Source organism: Cellulomonas endophytica (assembly GCF_004123805.1).
In the GTDB taxonomy this organism is placed as follows: domain Bacteria; phylum Actinomycetota; class Actinomycetes; order Actinomycetales; family Cellulomonadaceae; genus Cellulomonas; species Cellulomonas endophytica.
In genome coordinates, this window is sequence record NZ_RWJX01000006.1 from 62,492 (window position 1) to 76,619 (window position 14,128).

The 14,128-nt window shown below is 79.1% G+C and carries 12 protein-coding genes; 6 read left to right on the plus strand and 6 right to left on the minus strand.

What is annotated here, in order from left to right:
• Window positions 1–25: 25 nt before the first annotated feature.
• On the minus strand, window positions 26–850 hold the full coding sequence (locus EJA20_RS03290) for a 4'-phosphopantetheinyl transferase family protein (protein ID WP_129336742.1): 825 nt from the start codon (window positions 848–850) through the stop codon (window positions 26–28).
• Window positions 851–939: 89 nt separating this feature from the next.
• On the opposite strand from EJA20_RS03290, the gene EJA20_RS03295 reads away from it, so the two are divergent.
• The 5 genes from EJA20_RS03295 to EJA20_RS03315 all read left to right on the plus strand — a co-directional run bounded on the left by EJA20_RS03295 (window position 940) and on the right by EJA20_RS03315 (window position 7,891).
• Complete coding sequence (locus EJA20_RS03295) at window positions 940–1,944, plus strand: TIGR03557 family F420-dependent LLM class oxidoreductase (RefSeq protein WP_129336743.1); 1,005 nt, start codon at window positions 940–942, stop codon at window positions 1,942–1,944.
• Window positions 1,945–2,033: 89 nt separating this feature from the next.
• Window positions 2,034–2,849 (plus strand): coenzyme F420-0:L-glutamate ligase, encoded by an 816-nt coding sequence (gene cofE, locus EJA20_RS03300; protein ID WP_129336779.1) that lies wholly within the window; start codon window positions 2,034–2,036, stop codon window positions 2,847–2,849.
• A 49-nt stretch (window positions 2,850–2,898) separates the two neighbouring features.
• Window positions 2,899–3,339: a YbjQ family protein gene (locus EJA20_RS03305; protein ID WP_129336744.1), complete on the plus strand. Its 441-nt coding sequence runs from the start codon at window positions 2,899–2,901 to the stop codon at window positions 3,337–3,339.
• A gap of 83 nt (window positions 3,340–3,422) precedes the next feature.
• Window positions 3,423–3,830, plus strand: coding sequence for a DUF6766 family protein (locus tag EJA20_RS03310; protein WP_129336745.1), 408 nt, complete (start codon window positions 3,423–3,425; stop codon window positions 3,828–3,830).
• A 155-nt stretch (window positions 3,831–3,985) separates the two neighbouring features.
• On the plus strand, window positions 3,986–7,891 hold the full coding sequence (locus EJA20_RS03315; RefSeq protein ID WP_129336746.1) for a Ser-Thr-rich GPI-anchored membrane family protein: 3,906 nt from the start codon (window positions 3,986–3,988) through the stop codon (window positions 7,889–7,891).
• Window positions 7,892–7,946: 55 nt separating this feature from the next.
• Here EJA20_RS03315 and EJA20_RS03320 read toward each other — a convergent pair whose 3' ends face one another.
• A complete protein-coding gene (locus tag EJA20_RS03320) occupies window positions 7,947–8,519 on the minus strand; it encodes an HhH-GPD-type base excision DNA repair protein (protein WP_129336747.1) in 573 nt (190 codons plus the stop codon).
• 105 nt (window positions 8,520–8,624) lie between these two features.
• Between EJA20_RS03320 and cofC the strand changes: the two genes are divergently transcribed.
• Complete coding sequence (cofC, locus tag EJA20_RS03325) at window positions 8,625–9,359, plus strand: 2-phospho-L-lactate guanylyltransferase (protein ID WP_240674958.1); 735 nt, start codon at window positions 8,625–8,627, stop codon at window positions 9,357–9,359.
• Window positions 9,360–9,389: 30 nt separating this feature from the next.
• On the opposite strand, the gene cofD is transcribed toward cofC, so the two are convergent.
• Genes cofD through EJA20_RS03345 form a run of 4 tightly spaced genes read right to left on the minus strand, consistent with a single transcriptional unit; the run spans window position 9,390 to window position 13,736 of the window.
• Entirely contained in the window at window positions 9,390–10,400 is a 1,011-nt protein-coding gene (cofD, locus tag EJA20_RS03330) for a 2-phospho-L-lactate transferase (RefSeq protein WP_129336748.1), read from the minus strand.
• Window positions 10,397–11,371 carry an ATP-binding cassette domain-containing protein gene (locus EJA20_RS03335; protein ID WP_129336749.1) on the minus strand — a complete coding sequence of 325 codons (975 nt, stop codon included), beginning with the start codon at window positions 11,369–11,371 and terminating at the stop codon, window positions 10,397–10,399. The genes cofD and EJA20_RS03335 overlap by 4 nt, the downstream gene beginning before the upstream one ends.
• Window positions 11,362–12,567 (minus strand): putative F420-0 ABC transporter permease subunit, encoded by a 1,206-nt coding sequence (locus EJA20_RS03340; RefSeq protein ID WP_240674961.1) that lies wholly within the window; start codon window positions 12,565–12,567, stop codon window positions 11,362–11,364. The genes EJA20_RS03335 and EJA20_RS03340 overlap by 10 nt, the downstream gene beginning before the upstream one ends.
• A complete protein-coding gene (locus tag EJA20_RS03345; RefSeq protein ID WP_129336750.1) occupies window positions 12,567–13,736 on the minus strand; it encodes a putative F420-0 ABC transporter substrate-binding protein in 1,170 nt (389 codons plus the stop codon). Before EJA20_RS03345 ends, EJA20_RS03340 begins: the two co-directional genes overlap by 1 nt.
• Between the last annotated feature and the right edge of the window lie 392 nt (window positions 13,737–14,128).

The window sequence follows — 14,128 nt, forward strand, 5'->3', positions numbered from 1 at the left end:
CGGGCGGTCCGGCGGACCGGGTCCCTCACGCCCCGTGGGGGACCGTCGGGGCCGGGTCGCCGAGCAGGTCGACGAGCCCGCTGTCGACCCGCCCCGCCCCGGGCGGACCTGCGGCGGCGTCGGCGCCCCGCCGGGTCGTCCGCAGCGCCAGCGCGGCGGCCGCCCCCGGCGGGGCGCCGGCGGGCACGACGAGGTCGAGCAGCCACCACCGGCCGCCTGCGAGCCGCGGGTCCGCCGTGCGCACGGCGGGGGCGCCCGCGGCGTCCGCGACGTCCAGCGCACCGGAGGCCAGCCGCAGCCCGCACCCGGCGGCCTTGAGCACGGCCTCCGCCCGCACCCACCGGGTGCGTCGGTCGTCGGCGCCCCCGCCGGGCGCCGCGCGCACCCCGGCGGCCCGGAGCGCGTCGGCGGGCACCGCGCCGCTCTCCACGTCGACCCCGAGCCCGTCCGCGGGCCCGTCCGCGAGCCCGTCCCCGAGCCCGTCCCCGGGCCCGTCCCCGGGGCCGGACGCACGGCCCCCGGCCGCCCGCCCGAGGGCGACGACGACGAGGCCCGGCGTGCGCGCCAGGCTCACGAGCGGCGCGGGCCGGCCCGGTGGCCCCCCGACGACGCGCGGTGCCCCGTGCCGGCCGGAGCCGCAGCGCGGGCACCGGCGCACGAGCCGCCCGCGGCCGTCCGTGGCCCCGTGCACCACGGCGTCGGCGAGCACGAGCGAGGCGGCCAGCGCGTCGCGCACCGGTCCGGGCCGGTGGGCGGCGACGCGCTCGCGGTCCGCGGGCCCGAGGCGGGGGAGGAGGGCGTCGGCGGGCGGCGGCACGGCGAACCGCACCGTCACCGCGCCCGCGTCCACGGGCCCATCCTGCCGGGCGCCGGGCGGGCCGCCGCTGGTTAGGGTGGGCGCCGCGGTGGCCGGCGGACGGCCCGCGACGAGGAGGACGGGTGGGCGAGGGCCTGCGGGTCGGCTGGACGGCGGCGCTGGAGCAGCTGCACCCGCGGGACGCGGTGGAGCTCGCCGTCGCGGCCGAGGCGGCCGGCTTCACGGGCACGCTCGCCACGGACCACTTCCAGCCCTGGGTGCCGGCGCAGGGGCAGGCCTCCTTCGTCTGGAACGTGCTGGCGGCGGTGGCGGAGCGCACGCGCGGGGACGTCGGCCCGGGCGTGACGGCGCCGACCTTCCGCTGGCACCCGGCGATGGTCGCCCAGGCCAGCGCCACGCTCGCCGCGATGCACCCCGACCGCCACTGGCTCGGGCTCGGCGCGGGCGAGGCCGTCAACGAGCACGTCGTCGGGCAGTACTGGCCGGAGGCGCCCGAGCGCATCAACCGCCTCTTCGAGGCGCTCGACCTCATCAAGCGCCTCTTCGCCGCCAGCCTCGCCGGCAAGGACACGAAGTTCTCCGGGCAGTGGTACCGCCTGGAGTCGACGCGGCTGTGGACCATGCCCGAGCGCGCGCCGCAGGTGCTCGTCGGGACGGCGGGGCCGGTGACCGCGCGCAGGGCGGGGCGGCACGCCGACGGGATCCTCACGGTCGGCGCGCCCGTCGACCGGCTCGCGCAGCTCCTCGGGCGGTTCGCCGACGGTGCCCGCGAGGCCGGCCGGGACGCCTCCACGATGCCGCGCGTGCTCCAGGTGCACCTGTCCTGGGCCGCCACGGACGAGGAGGCGACGGCGAACGCGCTGCGCGAGTGGCCGACGGCGGGCATGCGCTTCAACCGGGCGGACATCCGCTCGCCGTTCGACCTGGAGCAGATGGCCCGCCTCGTGCGGCCCGAGGACCTCGCCGGGCGCATGGTCGTCTCCGCCGACCCCGACGTGCACCGCGCCCAGCTGCAGCGGTACGTCGACCTGGGCTTCGACCGGATCTACCTGCACAACGCCGGCCGCAACCAGCGCGAGTTCCTCGAGGTCTTCGGCCGCGACGTGCTCCCGGGGCTGCGCCCGTGACCGCCGTCGGGCCGGTCGAGCCCGTCGAGCCCGTCGAGCCGGTCGAGCCGGTCGAGCCCGTCGAGCCCGTCGAGCCCGTCGACGTCGTGCTGTCCGCCTGGGCGCCGGCCGGGCTGGGGGAGGTGCGGCCCGGCGACGACCTGCCGGCGCTCCTCGTCGCGCTCCTGCGCGCCGACGCCGCCCGGGACCCCGCCCGTGCGCCGGCCGACGGCGACGTCCTCGTCCTCACGAGCAAGGTCGTCTCGAAGGCGGAGGGCCGGGTCGTCGCCGCCGACGACCGCGAGGACGCCATCACGGCCGAGACCGTGCGGGTCGTCGCGACGCGCGCGTTCCCCGGGGGGGTGACCCGCATCGTCGAGAACCGGCTGGGCCTGGTCATGGCGGCCGCCGGGGTCGACGCGAGCAACACCCCCGGCGGGACCGTGCTGCTGCTGCCGGAGGACCCCGACGCCTCCGCGCGGGCCGTGCGCCGGGCGGTGGCCGACGCGTTCGGGGCGCGGGTGGGCGTGCTCGTCTCCGACACCGCCGGGCGGCCCTGGCGCGAGGGCGTCACGGACCTCACCATCGGCGCGGCGGGCGTGCGCGTGCTCGACGACCTGCGCGGCTCGGCCGACACCTTCGGCCGGCCCCTGACGATGACCGTCGCGGCCGTCGCCGACGAGCTGGCCGCCGCCGCCGAGCTCGTCAAGGGCAAGGCGACCGGCCGGCCGCTGGCGGTCGTGCGCGGGGCGGGGCACCTCGTCGTCGAGGAGGACGGGCCCGGGGCGCGGGTGCTGACCCGCACCGGGCCGACCGACATGTTCGCGCTGGGCACCGCCGAGGCGTACGCCGCGGGCTGGGCCGACGGCTGCGCCGGGCGCCGGGCGGGGGTCCCGGGTGCCGCGCCCGGGCCGGTGCCACGATGACGGCGTGGCCGATCACGGCCCGCCCGAGGACCGCCGGCAGGAGGACCGCATGATCGTCGTGACCACGGACGCCGTCCCGGGGTACCGCGTCGTCGCGGTCCTGGGGGAGGTCCTCGGGCTCACCGTCCGGTCCCTCAACGTCGCGACGAGCCTCACCGCCGGCCTGCGCTCCCTCGCCGGCGGCGAGATCCCCGAGCACACGCGCGTGCTCGAGGAGAGCCGGGCCGAGGCGACCGCCCGGATGACCTCGCAGGCCGCGGCCCGGGGGGCCAACGCCGTCATCGGCACCCGCTTCGACACGGGCGCGGTCGGCCAGTTCGGCGAAGTCTGCGCCTACGGCACGGCGGCCGTCGTCGAGCCGCTGCCGGCCGGCGTGCCGGGCAGCACGCCCCAGTCCGCGCAGGACGCGGACCGCGCGGCGGCGGGACCCCCGGGCACCGTGCCCCCGGGGACGACGCCCCCGGATGCCGCCTCCCTCCCCGGTCACTAGCGTCGGGGGCACGGGCCCGAGCAGCGGGGCCCGTCCACCCGCCGGGGCGCTGCCGCCCGGCGTCGACCGTCCGGGAGGACCCCGTGGCCACCGCGCACCGGAACCGCCCCCGCTTCTTCACCGCCTACTCGTTCGGCATCATCACGGGGCTGCTCTTCCTGCTGTCGTGGATCGGGCAGTTCGTCTTCCAGCTCCTCGAGGAGCGGGGCGTCGCGGAGCAGCACGGGGAGACCTTCGCGTGGGGCGACTTCTGGCCCTCGTTCCTGCAGTCGACGTTCGAGAACTGGCAGTCCGAGTTCCTGCAGCTCGTGTGGCAGGCGGCCGGGCTCGCGATGTTCTTCTGGTGGGGCTCCTCGCAGTCGAAGGAGGGCAACGAGCGGCTGGAGGCGAAGGTCGACCGGCTGCTCGTCGCGCAGGGCGTGGACCCCGACGAGTTCGAGTACCGCGAGGAGCGCGAGGCGGAGGAGCAGGAGCACCAGCGTCCCCGCTGACGCCGCGGTGCCGTCCCGCGACGCGCCGCGCAGGGCGCCGGCTGCACCCGCCCGCACACCCGCCCGCGCGCCCGGTCGGGGGAGCGGCACGGGCGGACGGGTGAGCCTGCCGGGCGGCGCTCACCCCGCCCGGCGCCGCCCCCGATCCGGGCGGCATGCTCTCCCGCTCCCGGCGTCGTGCGCGCGCCCTCCCGCCGTCCACCCCCGTGGCGGGCCCCCGTCCCGGTCGGCCCCTCCTGCGGCGCACCGCCGCCGTCGTCGCCGCCGGTGCCGTCGGCCTGACGGGGGTCGCCGCCGCGCCCGCCGCCTGGTCGTCCGACGACGCGCCCGTCGCGACCGGGGTGGCGTCCGCCGACGGCGTGCTCGTGCCGGTCCCCGGCGCGACGGAGCCCGGCGAGGGGCCGGGCGTCGTGCGCGCGCAGACGGTCGAGGTCGGTCTCGCAGGCCTGCCCGCCCCGGCCCCGGCCGCCGCCGAGGACGTGCCGGTGCCCGTCGCGGACGACCCGGCGGACGCCGGGGACGAGGTGCCCGGCGCCCCCGCCGCCGCGGGCGACGAGGTGCCCCCGGGCGACGCGGCGCCCGTCGACGCGGCACCCGCCACCGCCGTCGACCTGGCCCTGTTCCCCGACCTCGTCGTGGGCACCCTCCTGACGCCCGCGCGCACCGAGGGCGAGGCCACGGTCTGGTCCGGCCGCGTCGTCGACGCCGGTGGCGCCGGCGAGGCGGGCGGGTCCGTCGTCCTCGTCGAGCACGACGGCGGCCTCAGCGGCTCCGTCGCCGTCGGCGACGACGTCTACCGCCTCACCGCCGTCGCCGCGGGCACGTCCCTCGTCGAGCAGGTCGACCCGGCCGCGCTGCCCGCCGCGGGGGACGACGAGGTGCGCCCGGGCGACGCCGACGCCTACCGCCCCGTCGCGGGCGACGCGCCCGCCCCCGACGCCGCCGACGGGCTCGTGTCCTCGCTCGTGGCGGCCGCGTCCGACGCCGACGCCGACGCCGGGACCGCGGCCGACGGCAGCCCCGTCGTCGACGTCCTCGTCGGCTACTCCACCGCGGCGAAGGACGCCCGCGGCGGCCAGGTCGCGATGGAGTCCGACGTCCTGCTCGCGATCGCGCAGACGAACGAGGCGTTCGCGGAGTCGGGCATCGGCGCCCGCGTCCGCCTGACCCGTGCCGTGGAGGTGCCCCTGAACGGCGACGTCACCTCCGCCGTGCTGTCGCGGACGGCGAACCCGGGCGACGGCTGGAACGACGGCCTGCACGTGCTGCGCGACGCCGACGGGGCGGACCTCGTCGCGCTCGTCGTCGACGACGCCGCGAACCAGGCCTGCGGCATCGCCTACGTCCAGGGCGCCGGCGCCGGCTTCGCGCCCTACGGCGTGAGCCTCGTCGACGTGCACTGCTCGACGGGCACGTACTCGTTCACCCACGAGCTCGGCCACAACTTCGGCGCGGCGCACGACCGCGGCTCCTGGAGCGGCACGCCGGCCTACCCCTACGGCTACGGCTGGGTGAACGCCACGGCGCGCTTCCGCACCGTCATGGCCTACGCCAACGCCTGCGCCGGCTGCGCCCGGGTGCTCCGGTTCTCCAACCCGGACCTCACGCTGAACGGCTACCCGCTCGGCGCGCCCATCGGGGCGACGAACCAGGCCGACCAGCGCGCGCTCGTCAACGTCACCGCCCCGGTGACCGCGGCGTTCCGCGGCGCCCCCGTGCCGGCCTCGCTCGCCGTGACCGCCCCGGCGGAGGCGGCCCGCGTCACCGCGCCGGGCACGACGACGGTCCGCTGGACGCGCACCGGCAACGTCGGGACGACCGTGCGGGTCGAGCTGCTGCCCCCCACCGGTGCGGCGGTCGTGCTGGCCACGGCCGCGCCCGCCGGCGTCGACGCCCTCCCCTGGAAGGTCGCGTCGACGCTCGCGCGCGGCGACGGCTACCGCGTGCGGGTCACGTCCGTGCTCGACCCGAGCCTGACCTCGACGTCGGAGCCGTTCGCGCTCGTCGACCCGGTCCTGACCGTCACCGCCCCGGCCGGCGGCGAGACCTGGGCCGTCGGCACCCCGCGCACCGTCTCCTGGACCTCCACCGGCACGCCCACGGGGTACGTGAAGCTCACGCTGGAGCGCCCGGGCGCCACGCCCGTCGTGCTCACGAGCACCGCGAAGGTCGGCACGGACGGCGTCGGGTCCTTCACGTGGACCCCCGCCGCCACGCTCGGCGCCTACGACGACTACGCGGTGCGCGCCACGCTCACCGCCGTGCCCGCCGTGACGGACGCCTCGGCCGGCGCCCTCACCCTGACCGGCGGCCCCGCGGTGCGGCTCACCTCCGGCACGCCGACGGAGCCCTGGCGCGCGGGCGGCACCTACACGACGACCTGGACGACGTCCGGCACCGTCGGCAGCACGGTGCTCGTCGAGCTGCTCCGCGGCACGACCGTCGCCGCGACCGTGGCGTCCAACGTCCCCGCGGGCAACGGCACGGTCACCTGGAAGGCCCCGGCCAGCCTCGCCGACGGCACCTACCGGGTCCGCGTCTCCAGCACCTCGCTGCGGCACCTCTCGTCGTCCACGGACGAGCTCGTCCTGCTGGGCACCTCCATCGTGGCCGGCGACCCCGCCGACGGCACGGCCTGGACCGCCGGCACCCCGCGCACCCTCACGTGGACGCCCGTCGGGCTCCCCGGCGCCTCCGTGAAGCTCGAGCTCGTCCGCCCCTCCGGCGCGACGGTGCTCGTCTCGGCCGGGCGGCCCCTCGCCGCCGGGTCGTACACGTGGACGCCGCCGCTCACGACGCCGCCCGCCGCCGACTACCGCGTCCGGGTCACGGTCGTGGGGAACACGGCCGTCACCGCGACGAGCGCCACGGACCTCGCGGTGGTGCGGCCGACGATCGCCGCGCCGACGCCCGCCGAGGCGCAGACGTGGACGACGGGGGCACCCGTCACGCTGGGCTGGCGGCTCACGCCGGGCGTCACGGCTCCCGTGAAGGTCGAGCTCGTGCGCGGCACCGCGGTGACGGTCGTGGCCGCCTCGGCCCCCACGGCGGCGGACGGGACGGGCTCCGTCACGTGGACGCCGCCGGTCGCGCTCACGGCGGCGAGCGGCTACCGCGTGCGCGTCTCGGCCGTCGCCGACCGCACCCTCACGGCCACCGCCCCCGGCGAGGTCACGCTCGTCGCCCCGACGCTCACGCTGACCTCCGCCGGCACCGGCTGGGCCGCCGGCGCGAGCAGCACCGTCACGTGGACGCTCTCCGGCGGCGCGACCACCCCGGTGAAGGTCGAGCTCCTGCGGGGCACGACGCCCGCCGTGCTCGCGGCGTCCGCCCCGACGCCGGGCGGCCACGGGTCCCTGACCTACCGCGTCGCGACCGCGCAGGCGGCCGGGGAGTACCGGGTGCGGGTGACCGTCGTCGGGCTCGCCAGCAGGACGGTCACGTCCGACCCGTTCGCCCTGACCGGCACCGCGATCGGCGTCGGCGACCCGGCGGACGGCCAGGCCTGGACGAAGGGCGCTCCGCGCACCCTCACGTGGGCGCCCGTCGGGGCCCCCGGCACGGCCGTGAAGGTCGAGCTCGTCCGTCCCTCCGGCGCGACCGTGCTCGTGAGCCCGTCGCGGGCGATCAGCCCCGGCACGCTCGTGTGGTCGCCGCCGCTGACCGCGCCGACCGCCGCCGACTACCGCGTCCGCGTCACGGTCGTCGGGAACACGGCGGTCACCGCCACCAGCACGACGGACCTGTCCCTCGTCGCCCCCGCGCTCGCGGTGACCGGCCCGTCCGCGGGCGGCACCTGGGCCCCGGGCAGCACGCAGACGGTGACCTGGACGCTGTCGGGCGGGTCGACCGCCCCGGTGCTCGTCGAGCTCGTGGGTGCGACGAAGAAGTACGTCGTCGCCACCGCGGCCGCGACCCCCGCGGGTGCGGGCACGCTCACCTGGAAGGTGCCGACGACCCTCCTGCCCGGTGCCTACACGCTGCGGCTGCGTCCTGCGGCGACGGGCACCAGCGCCGCCGTCCAGGCGACCGTCGCCGTGACGGTGGCCCCGGCGGGCTGAGCCGGGCGGACGGGGACCGGGCGGGCCGGGGACCGGGAGGGCCGCGGCCCGGGCGTCAGCGGGACGCCCGGGCCGCGGCCTTCGCGGCCTTCTTCGTCTCGCGCACGGCGGCCAGCGACGCCGGGTCGGTGACGTCGGCGATGGAGCGTCGCGCGTCGGCGTCGCCGTAGGCGCCGGCGGCCTCCCGCCAGCCGGCCGGCCTCACCCCGCGCTGCTTGCCGAGCAGGGCGAGGAAGATGCGGGCCTTCTGGTCACCGAAGCCGGGCAGGGCCTTCAGGCGGCGGAGCACGGTGGGGCCGTCCGGGTCGTCGTCGGTCCACAGGCGCGTGACGTCGCCGTCGTACTGCTCGAGCACGGCGGCCGCGACGGCCTGGATGCGGCCCGCCATGGAGCCGGGGTAGCGGTGCACCGCCGGCGGGGTGGCGCAGAGGCGCACGAACTCGTCGGGGTCGGCCTCCGCGATGCGCCGCACGTCGAACCCGTCCATGCGGGTGGCCAGCTTCGCGGGGCCGGCGAAGGCGGACTCCATCGTCACCTGCTGGTCGAGCAGCATCCCGACGAGGAGCGCGAACGGGTCGCCGTCGAGGAGGCGGTCGGCGTCGGGGTCGCCCGTGAGCCACAGCGTCATGGCGCCATCATCGCCCCTGCCGTCGGCGCGGGGCCGCTCCCGCGGGGCCCGCCCGGCGCGGCGCCCGGTGCGCGCGGGCAGCCGGGCACGGGGGAGGATGACGCCGTGCGCCCCGTCCCCTCCCGCCCCGTGACGGGCTGGTCCGTCGTCGTGCCCGTCCGCGGCGCGGCGACGGGGAAGTCCCGGCTGCTGCCGGACGCCGACCCGGCCGACCGGGCCGCGCTGGTCCGGGCGATCGCCCTGGACACCGTCGCCGCGGCGGCCGCGGCGCCCGGGGTGGCGGCCGTGCTCGTCGTGACGCCCGACGAGGGGCTGCGGGAGGACCTGGCGGGCCCCGGCACGCGGCCCGGCGCCCCCGTCGAGGTCGTCGCCGAGCCGCCGGCGGCGACGACCGGCGGGGCGCAGGGGCCCGAGCCCGGCCTCGACGCGGCCGTCGCCGCGGGCGTGGCCGCCGCTCGCGTCGAGCGGCCGGACGCGCCCGTCGCCGTGCTCCTCGGCGACCTGCCCGCCCTCGACCCGGCCGACCTCGGCGAGGCCCTGGCGGCCGCCGCGGGGGTGGCGCGGGGCCTCGTCGCCGATGCCGACGGCACCGGGACGACGCTGCTCACGCTGGCCGCCCACGAGATCCTGCGCACGCGCTTCGGGCGCGGCTCGGCGGCCGTGCACGGCGCGCTGGGCTCGGTCGCGCTCGCGGTGCCGTCCACGTCGAGCCTGCGGCGCGACGTGGACGTCCGGGAGGACCTGGAGGCGGTCCTGGCCGCCCCGGGCGGGAACGGCCGGGCGCCGCGGACGCGGGCGGCGTGGGCCCGGGCGCTGGACGGCGCGCGCCGGTCGGCCTGAGCAGGTCCGTCACGACGAGGAGCGCCCCCGTCAGCCGCCGGCGAGCGCCAGGGGAGCGAGTGCCAGGGCCACGGCCGCCACCCGGGCCGCCGCGGGGACGTCGACCATGAGCGTGTCCGCGACGGCGACGGGCCAGCCCTCGGCGCGCAGCGCGGCGGCGTCGGGCCGGTCGCGCCCGTCGACGAGCCATGCGTCGAGGACGCCGCCGAGGGACCGGCGCCCGTAGTGGCGCGCGACGGCCGCGGCGGTCGTCTCCACGCCGATCGCCGCGAGGCACGCGTCGGCCATGCCCCGGACCGGTGCGCCGCCGACGACGGGGGACACGCCCACGACCGGGGCGGCCGTCGCGACGAGCGCGTCGCGCAGCCCCGGCACGCCGAGCACCGTCCCGACGGAGACCACGGGGTTCGACGGCGGGAGGAGCACCACGTCGGCGGCGGCCAGGGCCTCGAGCACGCCCGGGGCGGGCACCGCGTCCTCGACGCCCACCTGGACGAAGCGCCGCGGGCGCAGCGCGGCCCGGTGGCGCACCCACCACTCCTCGAAGTGCAGCAGGCGGGGCCCCTCGTCGCCGTCGACCTCGACGTGCGTCTCCACCGGCTCGTCGGCCATGGGCAGCAGCCGCACGCCCCGGCCGGCCAGGTCCCAGCGGGCGGCCAGGCGCGCGGTGACCCCTTGCAGCGGGACGCCCTCGCGCAGCCACTGCGTCCGCGCCAGGTGCGTGGACAGGTCGAGGTCGCCGAGCGTGAACCAGTCCCACCCGACCCCGTACGCGGCGAGGTCGGTGCTCACGCGGGTCGACTCCTCCCGGCGGCCCCAGCCCTGCTCCTCGTGCACGACGCCGCCGAGCGTGTAGAGCAGCGTGTCGAGGTCGGGGCAGACGCGGACGCCGTGCAGCCACAGGTCGTCGCCGGTGTTGGCGACGACGGTGACCTCGTGGGCCGGCGCGCGACTGCCAGGGGCGTCGGCGCCGAGGTGCGCCAGCAGCCCGCGCGTGAAGCGGGCGCCGCCCACGCCCCCCGAGAGCACGACGACCCTCACGACCGGCCTCCTGTCCCGACGGGCGTGGTCGCCCCGTCGGCGCCGGACGCGTGACGGGCCGGGCCGTCGGCCCCGGCGTGCGCGGTGACGGGCCCGTCGTCGGGACCCGTCGGCTGCGGGCCGTCGAAGGCGATGACCGGGTGCCCGGTGCGGGGGTGGACGAGCACCTCGCACCGCACGCCCCACACCCGCGCGACGAGCTCCGCGGTCAGCACGTCGGCCGGCGCGCCGGCCGCGACGAGCCGCCCGCCGTCGAGGACGAGGACGTGGTCGCACCAGGCCGCGGCGAGCGTGAGGTCGTGCAGCGCGGCGACGGCCGTGGTGCCCCGGCTGCGCACGAGCGCGAGGGTGGCGAGCTGGGCGTGCACGTCGAGGTGGTTCGTCGGCTCGTCGAGCAGCAGCAGGCTCGGCTCCTGCGCCAGGGCCCGGGCGATCTGGACCCGCTGGCGCTCGCCCCCGGACAGCTGCGACCACGCGCGGTCGGCCAGGTGGTCCGCGCCGGCGGCGACGAGGGCGGACGCCACGACGGCCTCGTCCCTGCCCGGCGCCGACAGGCCGCGGTGGGGGATCCGCCCGAGGGCGACGACCTCGCGCACGGTGAACGGCACGGCGAGCGAGGACTCCTGCTCCAGCAGCGCCACGGCCCGGGCGCGGCGGCGGCGGGGGAGTCGGTGGAGGGGGACCAGCGCCCCGTCCGGCCGTCCCGCGGCGTCCTGCGGCGCCGGCGCCGGCACCTCGTCGGACGTCCCGACGAGCACCGTCCCCGCCTCGGGCGCGGCCACCCCCGCGACGAGGCGCAGCAGCGTGCTCTTGCCGGCGCCGTTGGGGCCGAGCAGCCCCGTGAGCCGTCCCGGCGGCGGGGTGGCGTCGACGCCGTCGACGACCCAGCGACCGCCGAGCCGCGTGCCCACGCCCTCGAGCCGCAGCCCCGTGATCCGCAGGGGCGCACCGCCCCGGTCGCTCAGGCCCATGCCGGCCCCCGTCCCCGCCGCAGGACGACGGCGAACACCGGCACGCCGATGAGCGCGGTGACGATGCCGACGGGCAGCTCGCGCGGGTCGAACACCGTGCGCGCCAGCGTGTCGGCCCACACGAGCACGACCGCCCCCGCGAGGGCCGCCACGGGCAGGAGCCGCCGGTGCGCGGGGCCGGTGAGCGCGGACACCGCGTGCGGCAGCACGAGCCCGACGAAGCCGATGGACCCCGAGACCGCCACCATCGCGCCGGTGAGGAGGGCGACGAGCGTGAGCAGCGTCCAGCGCGTGCGGTCCACCGCGACCCCGAGGGCGGCGGCGGCGGTGTCGCCGAAGGCGAAGGCGTCGAGACGGCCGGAGGAGGCGAGCAGCACGGCACCGACGACGAGCACGGCCGTGCCGGAGATCGCCACGGACGACCAGGACGCACCGGCCACCGAGCCCAGCAGCCAGTCGAGGATCTCGCGGTAGGAGTCGCCCGTGGCCGTCCAGAACACGACGAAGGACGTCAGCGCCGCGCAGAGCTGGGACACCGCGAGCCCGGCGAGCACCGCCCGGCCCGGGCTCAGCGTGCCGCCGGAGCGGGCGAGGGCCAGCGAGGCGACGAGCGCGACGAGCGCCCCGGCGAAGGCCGCCACGGGCAGCAGCACCGCGACCCCGAGCACGAGGACCGCCACCGCGCCGACGGACGCCCCGGACGACAGGCCGAGCAGGTAGGGGTCGGCCAGCGGGTTGCGCGTGAGCGACTGCATGACGGCGCCGGCGAGCGCGAGCCCCGCGCCGACGGCCGCGGCGGTGAGCACCCGCGGCAGCCGGATCTGCCAGACGATCGCGTCCTGGAGCCGGTCGAGGGGCACCACGTCCAGGCCCGCGTGGCCGCCGACGCCGCGCAGCACCTCCGCGACGCCCAGGCCGGACGGGCCGACCGTCACCGCGACGAGCACCGTCCCCAGCAGCGCGAGCGCACCGGCCCCGACGAGCAGCGCGAGCGGCGGCCGGCGGCGCGGGGCGCCGGTCGCGGGGCCGTCGCGGCGCGCGCCGGGCGTCGCCGCCCGGTCGTGGCCCGTCGCCGCCGTGGCCGTCCGGCCCGTGGCCGTGGCGCCCGCCGCGCCGGTGCCCCCGGTGCCGTGGGGTCGCCCGCCGCCGTGCGCGGGACCGGTGCCCGTGCCGCTCGGCAGGGTCGGTGCGCTCATCAGCCCTCGCCGTCCCCGTCGACGAGCCCGAGGTCCGCGAGCCCGTCGGCGACCGTGCGCGCCGCCTCCACGTTGCGGACGCCCCCCTCGGACGCCGCGAACGGGACGACGACGTACCGGCGCTCCCGCACGGCCGTCAGCTGCGACGTCGCCGGGTCGGACTCCAGACGCTCGATCTTGCTCTCCGCGGTGTTCCAGGTGGCGTCGACGAGGACCAGCACGTCGGGGTCGGCCGCGACGACCGCCTCCCAGCCCACGCTGGTCCACGTCTCGCGGACGTCGCCGACGACGTTCTCCAGGCCCACGGCGTCGAGGACCATCTGCGGCGCGCCGATGCCCGCCCCGACGTAGGGGGTGTCCGTGCCCGAGGAGTACCACAGGGCCGTCGTCCCGGGCGCGGCCTGCGGTACGTCGGCGAGCTGCGCCCGCTGCTCCGCGACGAGGACCTCCGCTCGCTCCGGCACCCCGAGCAGGGCCGCGACCTCGCGGATCTCGTCGAAGACCACGGGGAACGTCAGCGGGTCGGGCCGGTACGCCTCCTCCTGGCAGGCCGACGGCGCCACGTAGGTCGCGATGCCCAGCGCCGCGAGCGCCTCCCGCTCGCCGACGCCCTCGTCGGAGAAGTTCGACTCCCACCCGCCGAGCACGAGGTCGGGCGCGAGCGCGAGCACGGCCTCCTGGCCGGGGACGCCTTCCGACAGGACCGGGACGTCGACGGCGTCGGCGGCGAGGGCCTCGGGGAGGGGGCCGTCGGCGAAGGCGGTGCCGACGAGCCGGTCGCCGAGCCCCAGCGCGAGGACGAGCTCGGTCACGGAGGACTTCACGGTGACGACGCGCTGCGGCGGCGCCTCGAGGGTGACCTCCGTCCCGCAGTTGTCGACGGTCACGGGGTGGCCGTCGGCCCCCGGGGTCGCGCCCGCCGTGGGGCTCGACGAGGCCGCCGTACCGGCGGTGGTGCTGCCGGCCGGGTCGGACGCGCAGCCGGCGAGCGCCAGCGCCAGCACGCCGGCGGCGAGCGGCAGCGCCGCCCGGTGGGCACGCCGGGGACGGACCCGGGTGACGCCGTCGGTCGACCGGCCGACCGGGCCGGCCGCGGGCGTCCGGAGGCCGGCGGCGGCGGAGGGCTCGGCCGGGAGGGGGTGGACGGTGCGATCGGCGCGGGCGGGCATGCGGGGTCTCCTGACGGTGCGGGTGCCGGACGCGGACCCGCGGGTGGCCGGACGCGCGCAGGACGCTCCCGGGGTGCGGGCGGGCGTCGTCGCTCGTGCGGGCCGGGCGCGGGTGCGCGGCGGCCGGTCTCGGTGCACGTCGCACCGTGGCGTCCGGCCAGAAGAGGGGCCGGCACGACCCGGCCAGGAGACGCCGGGATCCTCCGCCGAGCCTAGGCGCACCCGCCCGCCCCCGCGCAACCGCCCACGCCGCCCGTCCCGTCGCCGCCCGCGCACGGCCACCGGGCGTCGGGCGGGCGCTCGGGTGGAGAGACGCTGCACCGGCGGGCCGACGCGCGGGCGACCATGCCGCCGCGGCCGTGTGTCGCCGGTGCCGCGGCAGCGTCCCTTCC